This window comes from Pseudomonas sp. GW822-FHT07A10 (genome assembly GCF_058798795.1).
The window spans coordinates 110,402-131,262 of sequence record NZ_JBXAKV010000012.1; the positions used below are offsets into that span (position 1 = coordinate 110,402).

Here is a 20,861-nt window from a genome sequence, read left to right on the forward strand (position 1 = left end):
GGAAATCAGATTTACCCTGCTTTTTTAGGGATTTTTCCTTCAAAAAACTGGATAAGGCACTACAGACATTCCTGTCAGAAGCACCGCCGAACAAATGTGGGAGCACAAAAAAAAACGGCCCGCCTCCAAAAGGAAGCGGGCCGTTTTCATGTTCGGCGAAAGGTCAGAGCATCAGCTCATCCCCCTCACTGGTTCAGGCGGAAATCCTTCTCGGCCGCGGCGAAGCGCGAAAGCATGCCGCTGGTCGGCGCGCCCATTTTGCTGACGATGTAGATCGCCAGGCTGGCGAAGATGAAACCAGGGATGATTTCGTACAGGCCCAGCAGTTCGAAGTGTTTCCAGACGATCACAGTGATCGCGCCGACCAGGATGCCGGCCAGTGCGCCGTTGCGGGTCATGTTTTTCCAGATCACGGAGATCAGAACAACCGGACCGAACGCAGCACCGAAACCTGCCCAGGCGTAGCTGACCAGGCCCAGTACACGGTTTTGCGGGTTAGCCGCCAGAGCGATAGCGATCAGCGCAACCAGCAGCACCATGGCACGGCCGACCCAGACCAGCTCAACCTGGGAAGCACTTTTACGCAGGAAAGTTTTGTAGAAGTCTTCGGTCAGGGCGCTCGAGCACACCAGCAGTTGGCAGCTCAGCGTACTCATCACCGCCGCCAGAATGGCCGACAGCAACACACCGGCAACCCACGGGTTGAACAGGATTTTCGCCAGTTCGATGAACACACGTTCGTGGTTTTCGCTCACCGGCAAGGCCAGGGCAGGGTTGGCCGAGAAGTAAGCGATGCCGAAGAAACCTACCGCGACGGTGCCGCCCAGGCACAGGATCATCCAGGTCATGGAGATGCGACGGGCGTTGGCGATCGACTTGACCGAATCCGCCGCCATGAAACGCGCCAGGATGTGCGGCTGGCCGAAGTAGCCAAGACCCCAGCCCATCAGCGAAATCACGCCGATGAAGGTGGTGTTTTTCAGCATGTCGAAGTTGCTTGGGTCTTGCGCTTCAATGGCCAGGAACGTGGTGTCGATGCCGCCAGTGGCCAGCAGCACGATGATCGGCGTCAGCAACAGGGCGAAGATCATCAACGTGGCTTGTACGGTGTCGGTCCAGCTCACTGCCAGGAAACCACCAACGAAGGTGTAGGCAATCGTCGCCGCAGCACCGGCCCACAGCGCGGTCTCGTAGGACATGCCGAAGGTGCTTTCGAACAGACGGGCACCGGCCACGATGCCGGAAGCGCAGTAGATGGTGAAGAACACCAGGATCACGACCGCGGAGATGATCCGCAGCAGGCCGCTTTTATCTTCGAAACGGCTGGAGAAGTAGTCCGGCAGGGTCAGCGCATCGCCGTTGTGCTCGGTCTGCACACGCAGACGGCCGGCGACGAACAGCCAGTTCAGGTAAGCACCGACGATCAGGCCGATGGCGATCCAGCTTTCGGAAAGACCGGACATGTAGATAGCGCCCGGCAGGCCCATCAACAACCAGCCGCTCATGTCGGAAGCACCGGCAGAGAGTGCGGTCACGACGCTGCCCAGGCTACGGCCGCCCAGAATGTAGTCAGAAAGGTTGTTGGTGGAGCGATAGGCCATGAAGCCGATCAGCACCATTGCTGCGATGTAGATCACGAACGTGATCAGGGTTGGATTGCTTACGCTCATTGAGTTACGCCCTGGCATTGTTTTTATGTAGCGGCGGCTGGTGAACCGCTCGCAAACGATGACGTTTGACAGACGATTCGGGGGCCCGCGCATTTATGACTGATGTTTCCCCAGGAAAGCCATCAGCCGGTGCACCGATCTTTTTGACCGGTTGCACCTTGGCCGCGAATGCTATTCAACAAAGCAAATAAGGTGCAACCAGTTTCGTTCGAATAAGTTGCACCTAGTCGGATTTTCTTGAGAAGGGTCGGTTTTTGCTCCCTTTTAGGGCGTTTTTCAGGTTGCACTAGAAGTAAAAGCACCAAGCAGGCACAGGACTTGTGTACCAGAATTTATTTCCTGACGAGCTGCTTATTATTCCGACAAAAAAAGGGTTGCACCCGGTTGCACCTCGACCAGAGCAGGGCTAATCTTGCCGCCAGCTGATGCCACGCGGTCGTGGCAAACATGAGGATAAAAATATGGCTACCACCACCCTTGGGGTCAAACTTGACGACCCGACCCGCGAACGTCTCAAGGCCGCCGCGACCTCGATTGATCGCACGCCGCACTGGCTGATCAAGCAGGCAATTTTCAATTACCTGGAAAAACTCGAGGGTGGTGCAACCCTGTCCGAGCTGAACGGTTTGAATGGCAAGGAAGTCGATGAAGCCGGCGAGGTCCACGTCGATCACGCGCACCAGTGCTTCCTGGAATTCGCCGAAAGCATCCTGCCGCAATCGGTGCTGCGCGCCTCGATCACTGCCGCTTACCGTCGCCCGGAACCTGAAGTGGTGCCGATGCTGATCGAACAAGCTCGCTTGCCGGCACCGATGGCCGACGCCACCAACAAGCTCGCCGCCTCGATTGCCGAGAAACTGCGTAATCAGAAGAGCGCCGGCGGCCGTGCCGGAATTGTTCAGGGCCTGTTGCAGGAATTTTCCCTGTCCTCCCAGGAAGGCGTGGCGCTGATGTGCCTGGCCGAAGCGCTGCTGCGCATCCCGGACAAAGGCACCCGCGACGCGCTGATCCGCGACAAGATCAGCACCGGCAACTGGCAACCTCACCTGGGCAATAGCCCGTCGCTGTTCGTCAACGCCGCCACTTGGGGCTTGCTGCTGACCGGCAAACTGGTCGCCACCCATAACGAAGCCGGCCTGACCTCGTCCCTGAGCCGCATCATCGGCAAGAGCGGCGAGCCGATGATCCGCAAGGGCGTCGACATGGCCATGCGCCTGATGGGCGAGCAGTTCGTCACCGGCGAAACCATCGCCGAAGCCCTGGCCAACGCCAGCAAGTTCGAAGCCAAAGGCTTCCGCTATTCCTACGACATGCTGGGTGAAGCCGCCCTCACCGAACATGACGCCCAGAAGTACCTGGCCTCGTACGAACAAGCCATCCATGCGATCGGCAAAGCCTCCCACGGTCGTGGGATTTACGAAGGCCCGGGCATTTCGATCAAGCTGTCCGCCTTGCACCCGCGTTACAGCCGCGCCCAGTACGAGCGCGTGATGGACGAGCTGTACCCGCGCCTGCTGTCGCTGACCCTGCTGGCCAAGCAATACGATATCGGCCTGAACATCGACGCCGAAGAAGCCGACCGCCTCGAGTTGTCGCTGGATCTGCTGGAGCGCCTGTGCTTCGAGCCGCAACTGACCGGCTGGAACGGTATCGGTTTCGTGATCCAGGCTTATCAGAAGCGCTGCCCTTACGTGATCGACTACGTGATCGATCTGGCTCGCCGCAGCCGTCATCGCCTGATGATCCGCCTGGTGAAAGGCGCTTACTGGGACAGCGAAATCAAACGCGCCCAGGTCGAAGGCCTAGAGGGCTATCCGGTCTACACCCGCAAGGTGTACACCGACGTTTCCTACATCGCCTGCGCGCGCAAACTGCTGTCGGTACCGGAAGTCATCTACCCGCAGTTCGCCACGCACAACGCCCACACCCTGTCGGCCATCTATCACATTGCCGGTCAGAACTATTACCCGGGTCAGTACGAGTTCCAGTGCCTGCACGGCATGGGCGAACCACTGTACGAACAGGTTGTAGGCAAAGTCTCCGAAGGCAAGCTGAACCGTCCGTGCCGCGTGTACGCTCCGGTCGGCACCCACGAAACCCTGCTGGCGTACCTGGTGCGTCGTCTGCTGGAAAACGGCGCGAACACCTCGTTCGTTAACCGCATTGCCGACCAGTCGATCTCGATTCAGGAACTGGTGGCCGATCCGGTGGCCAGCATCGAGCAGATGGCGACGCTGGAAGGCGGCTTCGGCCTGCCGCACCCGCGCATCCCGCTGCCACGTGACCTGTACGGTGCCGAGCGCGCCAACTCCAGCGGCATCGACATGGCCAACGAACATCGTTTGGCTTCGCTGTCGTGCGCGCTGCTGGCCACCGCGCACAACAACTGGAAAGCCGCGCCGATGCTCGGTTGCGCCTCCAGCACTGAAACCCCTGCGCCAGTCCTGAACCCGTCCGATCTGCGTGACGTGGTGGGCCACGTGCAGGAAGCCACCGTCGAAGACGTCGACAACGCGATCCAGTGCGCCTTGAATGCTGCGCCGATCTGGCAGGCCACGCCGCCGGCCGAACGCGCCGCGATTCTGGAACGTGCCGCCGATTTGATGGAAGGCGAGATCCAGCCGCTGATGGGCCTGTTGGCTCGCGAAGCCGGCAAGACGTTCGCCAACGCCATCGCCGAAGTGCGTGAAGCCGTGGACTTCCTGCGTTATTACGCGGTGCAGGCACGCAACGATTTCACCAACGACGCCCACCGCCCACTGGGCCCGGTGGTGTGCATCAGCCCGTGGAACTTCCCGCTGGCAATCTTCAGTGGCCAAGTGGCTGCTGCTTTGGCCGCCGGTAACCCGGTACTGGCCAAGCCTGCCGAGCAAACCCCGCTGGTCGCTGCTCAAGCCGTGCGCCTGCTGCTCGAAGCCGGGATTCCGGAAGGCGTGCTGCAACTGCTGCCGGGCCGTGGCGAAACCGTCGGTGCCCGCCTGGTCGGCGACGATCGGGTCAAAGGCGTGATGTTCACCGGCTCCACCGAAGTCGCGCGCCTGCTGCAACGCAACATCGCCGGTCGCCTGGATGCCCAGGGCCGTCCGATTCCGCTGATCGCCGAAACCGGCGGCCAGAACGCGATGATCGTCGACTCCTCGGCACTGACCGAACAAGTCGTCATCGACGTGGTGTCGTCAGCCTTCGACAGTGCTGGTCAACGCTGCTCGGCGCTGCGGGTGCTGTGCTTGCAGGAAGATTCCGCTGATCGTGTCATCGAAATGCTCAAGGGCGCCATGGCGGAATGCCGTCTTGGCAATCCAGAGCGCCTGTCCGTGGACATCGGCCCGGTGATCGACGCCGAAGCCAAGGCCGGCATCGAGAAGCACATCCAGGCCATGCGCGACAAAGGTCGCAACGTGTACCAGGTGGCGATCGCCAACAGCGAAGAAGTCAAACGCGGCACCTTCGTCATGCCGACCCTGATCGAGCTGGAAAGCTTCGACGAGCTGCAACGGGAGATCTTTGGCCCGGTGCTGCACGTGGTGCGCTACAAGCGCAAAGACATCGACCAACTGATCGGCCAGATCAATGCATCCGGCTACGGCCTGACTCTCGGCGTGCACACTCGCATCGACGAAACCATCGCCAAGGTGATCGACAACGTCAACGCCGGTAACGTCTACGTCAACCGCAACATCGTTGGTGCCGTGGTCGGCGTGCAACCGTTCGGCGGCGAAGGCCTGTCGGGCACCGGTCCGAAGGCTGGCGGTCCGCTGTACCTGTACCGCCTGCTGTCGACGCGTCCTACCGACGCGATCGAACAATCCTTCGCTCGCGGCGATGCTATCGCTGCACCGGATGTGCGTCTGCGTGACGCCATGAGCAAACCGCTGACCGCGCTGCAAGCCTGGGCCGACAGCAACAAACTCACGGATTTGAGCGCCCTGTGCGTGCAGTTCGCGGCGCAATCGCAAAGCGGGATCACCCGCGTGCTGGCCGGCCCGACCGGCGAGCGCAACAGCTACGCCATCCTGCCGCGCGAACACGTGCTGTGTCTGGCGGATGTAGAAGGCGATCTGCTGACTCAACTGGCCGCGGTATTGGCCGTCGGCGGCTCGGCGGTGTGGCCGGACGCGGAACCGGGCAAGGCCTTGTTCGCACGTCTGCCGAAAGAAGTGCAGGCACGGATCAAGCGGGTAGCCGACTGGACCAAGGACGAAGTGGTGATTGATGCCGTTCTGCATCATGGCCATTCCGATCAGCTGCGTGCGGTGTGCCAGCAAGTGGCCAAGCGGGCGGGGGCGATTGTCGGGGTTCATGGTTTGTCCCAGGGTGAAACCAACATTGCGCTGGAGCGTCTGGTAATCGAGCGGGCGTTGAGCGTAAACACCGCTGCGGCGGGTGGTAATGCCAGCTTGATGACTATCGGTTAAACCGTAATAAAGCCGGGCGCCTGCAATGGGCGTCCGGTTTTTCAAGCAAGATCTTTTGCTTCTCCATCACCAAGATCAATCATCCTGTTCAGCCTCTATTCCCACGCCTAGACTCGGACCATCCCAAATAAAGGTAGGCCGCCATGTCCGAGACGTTGCTCAGTTCCCGCAATCTGGCTTTCGAGCTGTATGAAGTCCTTGATGCCGAGGGCCTGACCCAACGTGAGCGTTTCGCCGAGCACAATCGCGAGACCTTCGATGCCGCCATCGGCACCGCCCGCAACATCGCCGAGAAGTTCTTCGCCCCGCACAACCGCAAGGGCGATGAGAACGAGCCGCGCTATGAGGACGGTCAGGCGATTCTGATTCCAGAAGTGAAACCGGCAGTGGATGCCTTCCTCGAAGCCGGTTTCCTCAACGCCGCGCGCAGTTTCGATGCCGGCGGCATGCAACTTCCTACGCTGCTGTCCCAGGCTTGCTTCGCGCACTTTCAATCGGCCAACGCGGCGTCGACCTCCTACCCGTTCTTGACTATGGGCGCGGCCAACCTGATTGAAAGCTTCGGCACCGATGAGCAGAAGCAGCGTTTTCTGCAACCGATGATCGACGGTCGCTTCTTCGGCACCATGGCACTGACCGAGCCCCACGCTGGCTCATCACTGTCGGATATTCGTACCCGCGCCGAGCCGGCGTCCGACGGCACCTATCGACTCAAGGGCAACAAGATCTTCATCTCCGGCGGTGACCACCCGCTGTCGGAAAACATCGTGCACATGGTGTTGGCCAAGTTGCCGGACGCGCCGGCCGGGGTGAAGGGGATCTCGCTGTTTATCGTGCCCAAGTTTTTGGTCAACGATGACGGCAGTCTCGGCAAGCGCAACGATGTGCTGCTGGCCGGGCTGTTCCACAAGATGGGCTGGCGTGGCACCACCTCCACTGCGCTGAACTTTGGCGATAACGGCGAGTGTGTCGGCTATCTGGTGGGCAAGCCACACCATGGCTTGAGCTACATGTTCCAGATGATGAACGAGGCGCGGATCGGTGTCGGCATGGGCGCGGTGATGCTGGGTTACGCCGGGTATCTGTATTCCCTGGAATACGCCCGCGAGCGTCCGCAAGGTCGGGTGCCGGACAGCAAGGATCCGACCACCGCACCGGTGGCAATCATTCAGCACGCCGACGTCAAACGCATGTTGCTGACCCAGAAAGCCTACGTCGAAGGCGCGTTCGACCTCGGGTTGTACGCCGCGCGGCTGTTCGACGACACCACGACGCTTGAAGGCGAAGCCGAGCGCAAACAGGCCCACGAGCTATTGGATCTGCTGACGCCGATCGTCAAATCCTGGCCGTCGGAGTTTTGCCTGAAGGCCAACGAACTGGCGATCCAGATTCTCGGCGGTCACGGCTACACCCGCGAGTATCCGGTGGAGCAGTATTACCGCGACAACCGCCTGAACCCGATCCATGAAGGCACCCACGGCATTCAGTCGCTGGACTTGCTGGGGCGCAAACTGGCGCAAAACGGTGGCGCGGGGCTCAAGCAATTGATCCGTCTGATCGCCGACACCGCCGAGCGGGCACAAGCCCATGAATCGTTGACCGCGTTGCGTGAGCCTCTGGAGAAACTGGTGGCACGCCTGCAAACCGTGACCATCGGTCTGTTGACCGATCTGGCTCAGGGCAAGGTCAACAGCAGCCTGGCGAACTCGGCGCTGTACCTGAAAGTGTTCGGTCATACGGTGATCGGCTGGCGCTGGCTGGAACAGGCGATTCGTGCCGAGGAAGGGTTGGCCAAGGCTAATGCGGCGGATGTGAGCTTCTATAAAGGCAAGTTACAGGCGGCGCGGTATTTCCTGACGTGGGAAGTGCCGGGTTGCCACCATGAACTGGCGATTCTTGAGGCGCGGGATGATGTGTGCCTGAGCATGCAGGATGAGTGGTTCTGACCCCCTCACACTGATCGTTCCCACGCTCCGCGTGGGAATGCCTCAGGGGACGCTCCGCGTTCCAATGGGACGCGGAGCGTCCCGGGCTGCATTCCCACGCGGAGCGTGGGAACGATCGGTTAGGTGAGTTTGAAACTGCCCATCTGCCGTGCCAAATCATCGGCCAGGCGCTGCAACGTCTGACAGTCTTCACGACAAGCCCTGACCTCCCCCGCCGTCGCCCGCGCCAAATCGGAAATCCCCTGCACGTTGCGGTTGATCTCTTCCGTCACCGCCGATTGCTCTTCCGTCGCTGTGGCCACCTGATGGTTCATGTCGCTGATGTGCTCGACCTGCCCGGTAATCGCCGTCAACGACGCCCCGGTGCGCTGGCTTGACTCAACCCCCGTGCCGGTCGCCGCTTGCCCGGCGTGCATTGAAGACACTGCATGCTCCGCGCCCTGCTTGAGGCTGCCGATCATCTGCTGGATCTCGTCGGTGGACGACTGCGTCCGTCGCGCCAGGGTCCGCACTTCATCGGCCACCACCGCAAAGCCGCGCCCCATATCCCCGGCCCGCGCCGCTTCGATGGCGGCGTTGAGCGCGAGCAAATTGGTCTGCTCGGAAATCCCGCGAATCACCGCCAGCACTTGATCGATGGACGCCACCTGCAGGGCCAACTCACCCACCGCTCCGGCGGCGACGCCAATTTCGTCAGACATACTTTCTATATGCCGAATCGACCCACCCACCACTTCCCGCGCCTGCAGCGCTTCATCCCGCGCGGTTTGCGAAGCGACCGCCGCGTTGCCAGCGTTCTGGGCGATTTCCTGCACGGTCAGCCCCATCTCATGGACGGCGGTGGCAACCATGTCGGTCATTTCCTGCTGACGTCCAGAACGCTCAGCAGTGTTGTCCACCACCCGCGCCACCTGGCCGACCGCCGTGCGTAAACGCTCACTGGTGGCCAGCACTTCGCCGATCATCTCGCGCTGACTTTCCAGGAACCGATTAAAGCCGCGAGCCAGGTCACCCAACTCATCGGCGCGGCTGGAATCTAACCTGTGGGTCAAATCTCCACCACCGCTACCGATGGCAACCAACGCCGCTGTTACCTGACGAATCGGTCGCACCAATCCACGAGCCAGCAACACCACCAATAAAAGACAAACCAACGCCACCGCCAGACCAATGCCGCCGCTCATCCACATCGCCCGGCGAGCTTCAGCGTAGATCTGCGACTGCGGCACTTCGGCCACCAGGGTCCAGCCCAGATCACGCAGCGGCAGGCTCAAGGCCAGAAACTCTTCGTCATCGCGGGCAAAACTGCTGCTGCCAGACGCGGTGGAGGTCATCACCGCTTGCGCCGCCGAAGCGCCGATCTGTTCGACCAGCGTACGTTTGCCGCTGAACTGCGCCTCGGGATGAACCTGGATCAAACCGTCGGAGCGCACGAGATAGACCTTGCCGCGCTCACCGAAGTTGAAGTTGTGGATCAGCTCCGACAGCTCTTTCATGCTCAGGCCCAGCCCGGCCACGCCCACGACTTTACCGGCCTGCTCGACCTTGAGGTCGATGAACAGCGCCAACTCGCCGGTGGCGGTGTCATTGTCGATATTGAGGGTGCGCGGTTGATTGCTGTCGAGGAACGAATAGAACCAGGCGTCATTGGGATTGGAGCGGCTGAGTGTGCGGTCCAGGCCCTTTTCGGTGAAGTAATGGTTTGAAGCGGCACCGATGATCAGCGCGGTAAAGGCTTTGTGCTCAGCGCGGATGCCTTCCAGGTAACTGACGAAGGTCGCGGTCTGGGCAGTGTTTTCGCCTCCGGCCAACCAGTCGCGCACCATGCTGTTACTGGCGATGTCCTTGGCGGCGGTGAGGGGTTGAACGAGGATGCGCTCGATGTCGTTGCGCATCGCTTCGATGCTCGACGGCAACGCCTGCTCGACCAGATAGCGCTGGGCGAGGCGGTTGACCACGAGGGTATAAATGCCAACCACGATCAGAATACTGACCAGCAGGGCGGTGCCCATGCTCAGGATCAACTGCCATTGAATACTGCGTCGCCAGAACTGCATGGAGCACCCCCAAAGAATAAGAGGCTGAAACACTGCAACAGCCATGCCGATTGTATACAACACAAACGACAATTTATTCTTTGGTTGTGCGCAAAGCCGCTCAGGCCTGTTTGATCGTCTTGGCGATCACTTCAACCGTGGCGCTGACTTGCTCTTGGTAACGGTCGAGTTCCTGCTGGTGACGCTTTTGCATTTCGATCTGCTGCGAGCACAGATTCATCGCCGCCAGCACCAGCAAGCGGTCACCGATCAGCGCCGGGTATTTCTTTTTGGTCTCGGCCAGAGCGGCCTTCAACATTAAGGCGGCGTCCAGCAGGGTCTGCTCTTCCCCGGCCGGCGCCTTGATTGAATAGTCTTCACCCAGAATCGAGACGACTTTTACCCCTGCGGCGCCGTAACTCATGCGCTGACAGGGCCGGCGCTGACGCGCTCAACCAAGGCCTGAATGCGTGCAACGGTGGCGCCTTGTTTCTCTTCCTGCTCCATCAGGCTCAGTTGCAAGCTTTCGTTTTCATCCTTGACCTGGGCCAGCTCCGCACTCAGGGATTGATTGGTGCCGAGCAGAACCTGGTTCTGTTGCACCAGGTCGCTGACCAGTTGTTCCAATTGGCTTAGGGATGCTTCTAACATTTTGATTTTCCGGGCATTTTCAAAGGGCGCGTACGATAAAGAAAAGTCACTGTGGAAGCCAGGGTTATGCAGGCGCAAGGCCTTGATTTTCCTGGCAGTCGACCTTCCTCGCGAACTTTAAAGACTGTGATTGGCGGTTCTGGTTCCTGCACTTCGTCGTCGCGGCCCTTCTGCGACAAATGCGCGCAGCGACTCAAGACTTTAGTCGTATGACCGATAAGTCATCCATACAACAGTCTCAGCCTCGCACGGAGGCGCTTTTTTCGGTGAACACCATGTCCCTAAGAAATATGAATATCGCACCGCGGGCGTTCCTCGGTTTCACCCTGATTGGCGCCATGATGCTGATCCTGGGTGTGTTCGCCCTGAACCAGATGAGCAAGATTCGCGGCGCCGCCGAGGAGATCACCTCAAACAGCGTACCGAGCATTAAAAGCCTCGACGAATTCACTCAGCTGACACTGCGCCTGCGTGTGCTGGCCTATCGTCTGCTCGTGAATCGTGAGCCGGACGTCCAGCAGAAAACCATCGAGCTGCTGGAAACCCGAAACCAGCAGATCCGAGCGGCTCAGGCATCCTACGAAAAGTTGATCGCCAGCCCACAGGAACGTGCAGCCTATGATCAGTATGTGCAGTTACTGGGGCAGTACCGCCAGATCGAAGACCGGATGAAGAGCCTGTCGCGCAACAATCAGATCGACGAACAGCGCACACTGGTCAATACCGATTTGCTGAACAACTCTGAAGCCATGAACACCGTGCTCAATCGCTTGCTAGAGATCAACACCCAGCAGACCATCGACACCAACCAGCAAGCCGCCGACCAGTATTCTTCGGCCTTCAACCTGGTGGTGACCCTGCTGGTCATCGCCACCGGCCTGACCCTGCTGTTCGCCTGGCTGCTGACCAACAGCATCACCAAACCGATCGCCAACGCCCTGAGCGCCGCCGAAGAAATCGCCGAAGGCAACCTGACGCGCCCGATCACGGTCGATGGCGAAGATGAAGCCGGTCGTCTATTGGCCGCCATGGCGAAGATGCAGGACAAACTGCGCGACACCCTGCAACGGATTTCCGGTTCGGCCACCCAACTGGCGTCTGCTGCGGAAGAACTGAACAGTGTCACCGACGAAAGCGCCCGTGGCCTGACCCAGCAGAACAACGAAATCGAACAGGCCGCCACCGCCGTCAACGAAATGACCAGCGCGGTGGAAGAAGTCGCGCGCAATGCCGTGAGCACTTCCGAAGCCTCGAAAAACGCCACCACTTCGGCGGGCGACGGTCGTGACCTGGTACAGGAGACCGTCAGCGCCATCGAACGCATGAGCGCCGACGTGCAGAGCACCGCCACTCTGATCGGCGATCTGGCCAACGAGTCGCGAGACATCGGCAAAGTGCTGGACGTGATTCGCGGCCTGGCTGACCAGACCAACCTGTTGGCGTTGAACGCCGCCATCGAAGCGGCCCGTGCCGGTGAAGCCGGTCGTGGCTTTGCGGTGGTTGCCGACGAAGTGCGCGCCCTGGCTCATCGCACCCAGCAGTCGACCAGCGAAATCGAACGCATGATCGGCAGCATTCAGAGTGGCACCGAACACGCCGTGGACTCGATGCGCAACAGCACCGAGCGCGCCGAGTCGACCTTGAACATCGCGCGCGGTGCCGGCCTGTCGCTGGACACCATCAACAGCGCCATCGTCGAAATCAACGAGCGCAACCTGGTGATCGCCAGCGCGGCCGAAGAGCAGGCGCAAGTGGCCCGTGAAGTGGACCGCAATCTGGTGAACATTCGTGACCTGTCGGTGCAATCGGCCACCGGTGCCAACCAGACGAGTGCGGCCAGCAACGAACTGTCGCGCCTGGCGCTGGACCTGAACAACATGGTTGGGCGGTTTAGCCTGTAACGGCTGCGCCCTGTGGCGAGGGAGCTTGCTCCCGCTCGGCTGCGAAGCAGTCGCATTGACCCACGCGTTGAACCTGGCGCACCGCAGCGCCGGTTTGGGGGTCGCTACGCGGCCCAGCGGGAGCAAGCCCCCTCGCCACAGGGGATGATCGCCGTCAAAAGCTTTTTGACAGCATCACATTTCAACAGGTTAGAATCGCTGGCACGCGGACTGCATGGTCAGTTTGCGCCCGCCTTTATGCTTCCGGAGTACTGCCTTTGAATGCGACGACCATCAACAGCCTGTTCTTGATCGGCGCGTTGCTGGTAGGTGCGAGCATTCTGGTGAGCTCACTTTCATCGCGCCTCGGGATCCCGATTCTGGTGATCATCCTTGCGGTGGGCATGTCGGCCGGTGTCGACGGCGCCGGCATTATTTTCGATAACTACCCCACGGCTTATCTGGTCGGCAACCTCGCCCTGGCAGTGATCTTGCTCGACGGCGGCTTACGCACCCGGGTGGCGAGTTTTCGCGTGGCGTTATGGCCGGCGCTGTCGCTGGCCACGGTCGGGGTGTTGATCACCACCGGGCTGACCGGGATGGCGGCGGCGTGGTTGTTCGACCTGAACCTGATTCAGGGCCTGCTGATCGGCGCCATCGTCGGTTCCACCGATGCCGCGGCCGTGTTCTCGCTGCTCGGCGGCAAAGGCCTGAACGAGCGGGTGACCGCCAGCCTGGAGATCGAATCCGGCAGCAACGACCCGATGGCAGTGTTTCTCACCGTCACCCTGATCGACATGCTCGCCAGCGGCCAGACCGGCCTGCACTGGAGCCTGCTCGGGCACTTGCTGCGTGAGTTCGGTATTGGCGGCGTCATCGGCCTCGCCGGTGGCTGGCTGATGCTGCAACTGGTCAACCGCATCCACCTGGCCACTGGCCTTTATCCAATTCTGGTAATTGCCGGCGGCCTGGTGGTGTTCGCCCTGACCAACGCCCTGCACGGCAGCGGCTTTTTGGCGGTGTACCTGTGCGGCCTGGTGATCGGCAACCGCCCGGTACGCAGCCGTCACGGCATTTTGCATATGCTCGACGGCATGGCCTGGCTGGCCCAGATCGGCATGTTCCTGGTGCTGGGGCTGCTGGTCACGCCCCATGACCTGCTGCCGATCGCTTTGCCGGCGCTGGGCCTGGCGCTGTGGATGATTCTGTTTGCCCGCCCGCTGTCGGTGCTGGCTGGACTGCTGCCGTTCAAGGCGTTCCATGGACGCGAGAAGGCATTCATTTCCTGGGTTGGCCTGCGCGGTGCCGTACCGATCATTCTGGCGGTGTTCCCACTGATGGCGGGACTGCCCAATGCTCAACTGTATTTCAATCTGGCGTTCTTTATCGTGCTGGTGTCGCTGTTGGTGCAGGGCACAAGCCTGCCGTGGGTCGCCAAGCTTTTGAAAGTGACCGTCCCGCCGGAGCCCCTGCCGATCTCCCGATCGGCGCTGGAAGTGCATGTCACCAGCGAGTGGGAACTGTTCGTGTATCGCCTCGGTGCCGAGAAATGGTGCATCGGTTCACCCCTTCGCGAGCTGAAAATGCCCGAAGGCACACGTATCGCGGCCCTGTTTCGTGGCCAGCAACTGCTCCATCCGTCGGGTAGTACGGTGCTCGAAGTCGATGATTTGCTCTGCGTGATCGGCCATGAACACAACCTTCCGGCCCTCGGAAAACTCTTCAGCCAGGCACCGCAACGGGGGCTGGATTTGCGCTTCTTCGGCGACTTCGTACTCGAAGGAGACGCCCAGCTGGGCGCGGTTGCTGCCCTGTATGGATTGAAAGTCGAGGGCATCGATCCGAACATGTCCCTGGGCCACTTCATTGCCCAGAAAGTGGGCGGCGCTCCAGTCGTCGGTGACCAGGTGGAGTGGAACAACACCCTCTGGACCGTCGCGGTCATGGAAGGGAACAAGATTGGGAAAGTGGGCGTCAGATTTCCCGAAGGAAGTCGCCCCGGCCCCGGCCTGTTCCTCTAAACTCCTTACTTCGTCTCGTTTTCGATCGGTCTCTATGTCAACTCTGCGTACCTTTTTCATCATGGCCCTGCTGGGCTTGAGTCTTTCCATCAACACGCTGCAAGCCGCCGAGCCGCCGTCCAGCGAAGCCGTGCAAGCGAGTCTGGACAAGATCGCTGACCGCAAACTGCCGGAGGCCGATCAGAAAGCCCTGCAAGCGGTCCTGCAGAGCACGCTCACCCAGCTCAACAACCGGCGTGATTACGACCAGAAGCTGATCGATCTCAAGCAGCAGTTGACCAACGCTCCAAGGCAGAACATCGAGAACCAGCGCGAGCTGACCCGCCTCAAGGCCACCAAAGTGGTGCCGGTGGGGCAGCGCTATACCAAAGAGACGATTCAGCAGCTTGAGCAACTGCTGACCGAACGTTCCACTCAACAAAGCGACCTGCAGAAAGCCCTGGCCGAAGCGAACAGCCTGATCATTACCGCCCAGACCCGCCCCGAGCGCGCCCAGGCCGAGATCTCTGCCAGCCAGACGCGCATCCAGCAGATCAACAACATCCTCAAACTTGGCAAGGACAGCGGCAAGACCCTGACCGCCGAGCAACGCGATCAGCTCAACGCCGAGCTTGCGGCACTGAACGCCTTGATTCCGTTGCGTCGCCAGGAACTGGCCGGCAACAGCCTGTTGCAGGACCTGGGCAACAGCCAGCACGACTTGCTGTCGGAAAAATCCGATCGCCTGGATCAGGAGATCCAGGACCTGCAAACCCTGATCAACCAGAAACGCCTGGCCCAGTCGCAAGAGACCGTGACCCAGCAGTCCATCGAGGCGCAGAAGGCCGGTGGCAGTAGCCTGCTGGCCACCGAAAGCGCGGCCAACCTGAAGCTCTCCGACTACCTGCTCAAAAGCACCGACCGCCTCAACGAAGTCACTCAACAGAACCTGCAGACCAAGCAGCAACTGGACAGCGTGACCCAGAGCGACTCGGCGCTGGACGAACAGATCAACGTGCTCAAGGGCAGCCTGCTGCTCTCCAAGATTCTCTACAAACAGAAACAGGCCCTGCCGCGTCTAAGGCTCGACCGCGACTTGGCCGACCAGATTGCCGACATTCGCCTGTATCAGTTCGAAGTCAGCCAGCAACGGGAACTGCTCAGCAACCCGATCACCTACGTCGATAACCTGCTGGCGACTCAACCACCCGAGCAAGTCACCCCGCAACTGCGCAAGAGCCTGCTGGACCTGGCCAACACCCGCGCAGACCTGTTGGAGCGCTTGAATCGCGAACTGAGCGCGGTGCTCAACGAATCCATCACGCTGCAACTCAATCAGAAACAACTGCTCAGCACCGCGCAAAGTCTGCGGGCTACGCTGGACGAGCAGATGTTCTGGATTCCCAGCAACAAGCCGCTGGATCTTGAGTGGATACATAACGTACCGGAACGCCTGCAACGCCAGGTCACGACCCTGCCATGGGCCTCGAGCCTGAGCGAATTGACCGATGGCCTGACGCAACGACCGCTGCTGTTCCTGCCGCTGGCCTTGCTGATCGGCGCGCTGCTGTGGCGCCGCAAAAATCTCTATGCCCGCCTGAACAAAGTTCACCAGGACATCGGCCATTTCAAACGCGACAGTCAGTGGCATACCCCGCAAGCGATTCTGATCAACATCCTGCTGGCGATGCCGGTTTCACTGGGCCTGGCGTTGTGCGGCCTGGCCTTGCAGATCGACGCCCGCGGGCAGAACGCCAATATGGGCGCGGCGCTGTTGCAGATGGCCCAAGCCTGGTTGGTGTTCTACACCGCCTACCGCATCCTCGCACCGGGCGGCGTGGCCGAACTGCATTTCCGCTGGGAAAAACCCCAGGTCGAATTCCTTCAAGGCTGGATTCGCCGGCTCGGGCTGGTGGTGATGGCTCTGGTGACCGTGGTGGCGGTCGCCGAACTGCAACCGGCGACGCTGGCTGATGACGTGCTCGGCATGCCGGTGGTGCTGACCTGCTACGCCTTGATGGCCTGGCTGCTCAGCCGGCTATTGGTCAGCAGCCCGACCCACGAAAACGCCTCGCTGTTCCGCAAGGCCGTGGGAGTCATGTTCACCGTCCTGCCGATCGCGTTGTTCGTCGCGGTGTGCTTCGGCTACTACTACACCGCGCTGAAACTCAGCGACCGGTTGATCAACACCCTGTACCTCTTGATGTTCTGGCTGGTGATCGAAGCCACCTTCGTGCGCGGCCTCAGCGTTGCGGCACGCCGCCTGGCCTATCAGCGCGCCCTGGCCAAACGCCAGGCCGCGAAAGAGGCTGGCGACGGCGAAGCGGTGATCGAAGAGCCGACCCTGGACATCGAGAAGGTCAACGAGCAGTCCCTGCGACTGATCCGCCTGGCCCTGCTCGGCGGTTTCATCGCGGCGCTGTACTGGGTCTGGTCAGACCTGATTTCGGTGTTCTCGTACCTGGACAACATCACCCTCTACGAATACACCAGCGGCACCGGCGCCAACATGAGCATGGTGCCGATCAGCATCGGCGACATGCTTGGCGCGCTGATCATCATCGGCATCACCTTCGCGCTGGCGCGCAACTTGCCGGGTCTGCTGGAAGTGTTTGTGCTGTCCAAGCTCAACCTGGCCCAGGGCAGTTCCTACGCCACGACCACGTTGCTGTCCTATGTGATCGCCGGTGTCGGTTTCGTCTCGACCCTGTCCACGCTCGGCGTGAGCTGGGACAAGTTGCAATGGCTGGTGGCGGCGCTGTCGGTGGGTCTCGGTTTCGGGATGCAGGAAATCTTCGCCAACTTCATCTCCGGCATCATGATCCTGTTCGAACGCCCGGTGCGGATCGGCGACACCATCACCATCGGCAACCTGTCGGGCACCGTGAGCAAGATCCGCATCCGTGCCACGACCATCACCGACTTCGATCGCAAGGACATCATCGTCCCGAACAAGACGTTCATCACCGGGCAACTGATCAACTGGTCGTTGACCGACACCATCACCCGGGTGACCCTCAAGCTCGGCGTCGACTACGGCTCGGATCTGGACCTGGTGAAAGAACTGTTGCTCAAGGCCGCCCGCGATAACCCGCGTGTGCTGAAGGACCCGGAACCCCACGTGTACTTCCTGAACTTCGGCGAAAGCACCCTCGACCACGAGTTGCGCATGCATGTGCGTGACCTCGGTGACCGCAACCCGGTGCTCGATGAGGTCAACCGCTTCATCAATCGCGAGTTCAAGAAGCAGCACATCAACATCTCGTTCCGGCAGATGGAGGTCTATCTCAAGAACCTTCAGGGCCAGGAGTACAAGATGGTGCCGATCGAACCGGAAGCCAAAACCGTTGTTCCGGCACCCACCAGCAAACCGCGGCAAGAGCCGCCGCCTGTCGAACTCGACTAAGCGCGCTATCCCTAGCAGAATGCTCGGACATTCTGCTGGAGATGGCCGTTGAAAGCCCTCGACGAACTGACCTTCGACAATCGCTTCGCCCGCCTGGGCGATGCGTTCTCAACCCACGTCCTGCCCGAGCCCATTGCGGCTCCGCGACTGGTGGTCGCCAGCCCCGCCGCCATGGCGCTGCTGGACCTGGACCCGGCCGAGGCCGAAACGCCAGTGTTCGCCGAGCTGTTCGGCGGCCACAAGCTGTGGGCTGAAGCCGAGCCGCGGGCGATGGTCTATTCCGGGCATCAATTCGGCTCCTACAACCCGCAGTTGGGCGACGGGCGCGGCCTGTTGCTGGGCGAGGTCTATAACGAAGCCGGCGAGCATTGGGACCTGCACCTCAAGGGTGCCGGTCAGACGCCTTACTCACGCATGGGCGATGGACGGGCGGTGCTGCGCTCCTCGATCCGCGAGTTCCTTGCCTCCGAAGCCCTGCATGCCCTGAACATTCCCACCACGCGCGCACTGTGCGTGATCGGCTCTGACACGCCGGTCTGGCGCGAGAAACAGGAACGCGCGGCCATGGTCCTGCGCCTGTCGCCGAGCCATGTACGCTTCGGGCACTTCGAATTTTTCTACTACACCAAGCGCCCCGAGCAGCAGAAAGAACTCGGCGAGCACGTGCTGGCCATGCACTTCCCACACTGCCTGGAACAGCCGGAACCGTATCTGGCGATGTTCCGCGAAATCGTCGAGCGTAATGCCGAACTGATCGCCAAATGGCAGGCCTATGGGTTCTGCCACGGCGTGATGAACACCGACAACATGTCGATCCTCGGCATCACCTTCGACTTCGGCCCGTTCGCCTTCCTCGACGACTTCGACGCCCACTTCATCTGCAACCACTCCGATGACCAGGGCCGCTACTCCTTCAGCAACCAGGTACCGATTGGCCAGTGGAACCTCAGCGCCCTCGCCCAGGCCCTGACACCGTTCATCAGCGTCGAAGCCCTGCGCGAGACCCTCGGCCTGTACCTGCCACTGTTCCAGGCTCACTACCTGGACCTGATGCGCCGCCGCCTCGGCCTTACTACCGCTGAAGACGACGACCAGAAACTGCTGGAGCAGCTGCTGCAACTGATGCAGAACAGCGGTGTCGATTACAGCCTGTTCTTCCGCCGCCTGGGCGATGAATCACCCGAACTGGCCGTCGCCCGCCTGCGTGATGATTTCGTCGACATCAAGGGCTTCGATGCCTGGGGTGAGCGCTACATCGCCCGGGTTGCCCGTGAAGGTGAAGCTGATCAGGCGCTGCGCCGCGAACGGATGCATGCGGTGAATCCGCTGTACATCCTGCGCAATTACCTGGCGCAGAAAGCCATCGATGCGGCGGAAAGCGGCGACTATTCAGAAGTTCGTCGACTGCACGCGGTACTGAGCAATCCGTTCGAGGAGCAGCCGGGGATGGAGAGCTACGCCGAGCGGCCACCGGAATGGGGCAAGCATCTGGAGATCAGTTGTTCGTCGTAAAGCCGGCTAATCCAGAGGATCTATGGCGCTGACGACTCGAGCGACGATGTCTGCCATCGTGACGTCATCAAGTCGTTCGATAAACTTGGCCGAACCATCGCGAACACGTTGCTCAATGTCAAAACTGCGTACCTGATTACACACTGCAACGCCGTTTGTTTCGTGGCCGGACACGATAACCGCCAGACCTGAATTTCGACTGAAACTCCCGCCACTGGTCACGGGTACAGTCATGCTGACACCCAGTGCGTTGATTTCCCTTGGCGTTATCACGACGAAGCGATGACGATTCATCATCTCTCGTCCTGCGACCGGATTCGGATCAATCCAATAGACATCGCCCCGCTGCGGGGCTTGTCGACGCACCATTAACCGAGCTCCCGGCCGACTGGATCGCCTTCACGCGCAAAGGCTGTCTGTGCGTTCAATTCGGCCATTGCTTCGGAGCCCTCAAGCAACTCTTCAAGGCTGTAACGCTTGCGAGGCGGCTGGATAACCGGACGAGCTATCAACTCGCCATCCACCACATTCAATTCCAATTGTGCCCCCACCTCCAGGTGCAGGAGCTTCAATAAGGTAGGCGGAAGAGTAATCACCGCTGCGCCGCCTTGTCGGCGGATTTTGGAGGTCACGGACATGGGATAACTCCGATCCGAAAATTGAAAGGTATCGATTTCTCGATAAGTGCAACAAAAGTAGCACGCAGATAACGGCAAAGCGAACTCTCCATAGACGATTCGGGATTCTGAAGCCTTCTTCCAGCGTAGCTACCGATCACAGACCGAATGCCCGATTAAATGTGAGCATTTGCGACACTCACTCCACAAACATCTCCCTTCAAAGACTTGATATATCCCGCTCCCGACTCCAAATCAGCTTCATACGCTCACCCGCTCGGAGGCCGCCCATGCCCGCCCCACTCCTCATCCCCTGCCCCCACTGCAACGGCCTGAACCGCATCCCCGCCGAGCGCCTCAACGATCATCCAAAGTGCGGCCGCTGCAAGGCTGATGTCCTGCTGAACAAGCCGTTCGAATTGAAGCAAGGCGATTACGCCAGTCAGATCAAGGGTGACCTGCCGTTGCTGGTGGATGTGTGGGCGGATTGGTGCGGGCCGTGCAAGTCGTTTGCGCCGGTGTTCGAGCAGGCGGCGGGGCAATTGGCGGGCAAGTGTCGGCTGGCCAAGCTGGACAGCGAAGCGAATCAACAGTTGTCGGCGCAGCTGGGGATTCGCTCGATCCCGAGCCTGATTCTGTTCAAGAACGGCCGGGAAGTGGCTCGCCAAAGCGGGGCCTTCCCGTTACCGCAGTTGATGAGCTGGTTGCGCAGTCAGGGGATCTGATTG

13 protein-coding genes and 2 pseudogenes are annotated in these 20,861 nt (G+C 60.5%); 8 read left to right on the forward strand and 7 right to left on the reverse strand.

Annotated features, from left to right (window positions below; genetic code table 11):
- Window positions 1–185: 185 nt before the first annotated feature.
- Entirely contained in the window at window positions 186–1,670 is a 1,485-nt protein-coding gene (gene putP, locus AC1RL4_RS20470) for a sodium/proline symporter PutP (RefSeq protein WP_019581897.1), read from the reverse strand.
- Window positions 1,671–2,131: 461 nt separating this feature from the next.
- Between putP and putA the strand changes: the two genes are divergently transcribed.
- Together putA and AC1RL4_RS20480 are read left to right on the forward strand one after the other, a co-directional pair.
- A complete protein-coding gene (gene putA, locus AC1RL4_RS20475; RefSeq protein ID WP_028939631.1) occupies window positions 2,132–6,085 on the forward strand; it encodes a trifunctional transcriptional regulator/proline dehydrogenase/L-glutamate gamma-semialdehyde dehydrogenase in 3,954 nt (1,317 codons plus the stop codon).
- A gap of 143 nt (window positions 6,086–6,228) precedes the next feature.
- Window positions 6,229–8,031 carry an acyl-CoA dehydrogenase gene (locus AC1RL4_RS20480; protein WP_204123925.1) on the forward strand — a complete coding sequence of 601 codons (1,803 nt, stop codon included), beginning with the start codon at window positions 6,229–6,231 and terminating at the stop codon, window positions 8,029–8,031.
- Window positions 8,032–8,150: 119 nt separating this feature from the next.
- On the opposite strand, the gene AC1RL4_RS20485 is transcribed toward AC1RL4_RS20480, so the two are convergent.
- From AC1RL4_RS20485 to AC1RL4_RS20500, 4 genes and pseudogenes are all read right to left on the reverse strand, one after another.
- The gene (locus AC1RL4_RS20485; RefSeq protein WP_409258632.1) at window positions 8,151–8,996 is read right to left on the reverse strand and encodes a methyl-accepting chemotaxis protein; all 846 of its coding nucleotides are present in this window, start codon (window positions 8,994–8,996) and stop codon (window positions 8,151–8,153) included.
- 18 nt (window positions 8,997–9,014) lie between these two features.
- Window positions 9,015–10,133, reverse strand: a pseudogene (locus AC1RL4_RS20490) (HAMP domain-containing protein); the annotation flags it as partial.
- A gap of 55 nt (window positions 10,134–10,188) precedes the next feature.
- Window positions 10,189–10,491, reverse strand: coding sequence for a cell division protein ZapA (locus AC1RL4_RS20495; protein WP_019581893.1), 303 nt, complete (start codon window positions 10,489–10,491; stop codon window positions 10,189–10,191).
- Window positions 10,488–10,718: a hypothetical protein gene (locus AC1RL4_RS20500; protein WP_019581892.1), complete on the reverse strand. Its 231-nt coding sequence runs from the start codon at window positions 10,716–10,718 to the stop codon at window positions 10,488–10,490. The genes AC1RL4_RS20495 and AC1RL4_RS20500 overlap by 4 nt, the downstream gene beginning before the upstream one ends.
- A gap of 290 nt (window positions 10,719–11,008) precedes the next feature.
- Here AC1RL4_RS20500 and AC1RL4_RS20505 point away from each other — a divergent pair.
- The 5 genes and pseudogenes from AC1RL4_RS20505 to selO all read left to right on the forward strand — a co-directional run.
- Window positions 11,009–11,764: pseudogene (locus AC1RL4_RS20505) on the forward strand (MCP four helix bundle domain-containing protein); the annotation flags it as partial.
- Window positions 11,756–12,619, forward strand: a complete 864-nt coding sequence (locus AC1RL4_RS20510; protein ID WP_370741086.1) for a methyl-accepting chemotaxis protein — start codon at window positions 11,756–11,758, stop codon at window positions 12,617–12,619. The pseudogene AC1RL4_RS20505 and the gene AC1RL4_RS20510, both read left to right, overlap by 9 nt.
- A gap of 257 nt (window positions 12,620–12,876) precedes the next feature.
- Complete coding sequence (locus AC1RL4_RS20515) at window positions 12,877–14,619, forward strand: potassium/proton antiporter (protein WP_019581890.1); 1,743 nt, start codon at window positions 12,877–12,879, stop codon at window positions 14,617–14,619.
- A gap of 34 nt (window positions 14,620–14,653) precedes the next feature.
- Window positions 14,654–18,004, forward strand: a complete 3,351-nt coding sequence (mscK, locus tag AC1RL4_RS20520) for a mechanosensitive channel MscK (RefSeq protein ID WP_019581889.1) — start codon at window positions 14,654–14,656, stop codon at window positions 18,002–18,004.
- Window positions 18,005–18,052: 48 nt separating this feature from the next.
- Entirely contained in the window at window positions 18,053–19,516 is a 1,464-nt protein-coding gene (selO, locus tag AC1RL4_RS20525; RefSeq protein WP_028939627.1) for a protein adenylyltransferase SelO, read from the forward strand.
- 6 nt (window positions 19,517–19,522) lie between these two features.
- Here selO and mazF read toward each other — a convergent pair whose 3' ends face one another.
- Together mazF and mazE are read right to left on the reverse strand one after the other, a co-directional pair.
- On the reverse strand, window positions 19,523–19,885 hold the full coding sequence (mazF, locus tag AC1RL4_RS20530; RefSeq protein ID WP_019581887.1) for a type II toxin-antitoxin system toxin MazF: 363 nt from the start codon (window positions 19,883–19,885) through the stop codon (window positions 19,523–19,525).
- On the reverse strand, window positions 19,885–20,154 hold the full coding sequence (gene mazE / locus AC1RL4_RS20535) for a type II toxin-antitoxin system antitoxin MazE (RefSeq protein ID WP_019581886.1): 270 nt from the start codon (window positions 20,152–20,154) through the stop codon (window positions 19,885–19,887). The genes mazF and mazE overlap by 1 nt, the downstream gene beginning before the upstream one ends.
- 269 nt (window positions 20,155–20,423) lie before the next feature.
- On the opposite strand from mazE, the gene trxC reads away from it, so the two are divergent.
- Window positions 20,424–20,858, forward strand: coding sequence for a thioredoxin TrxC (gene trxC, locus AC1RL4_RS20540; RefSeq protein WP_019581885.1), 435 nt, complete (start codon window positions 20,424–20,426; stop codon window positions 20,856–20,858).
- Window positions 20,859–20,861: the final 3 nt, after the last annotated feature.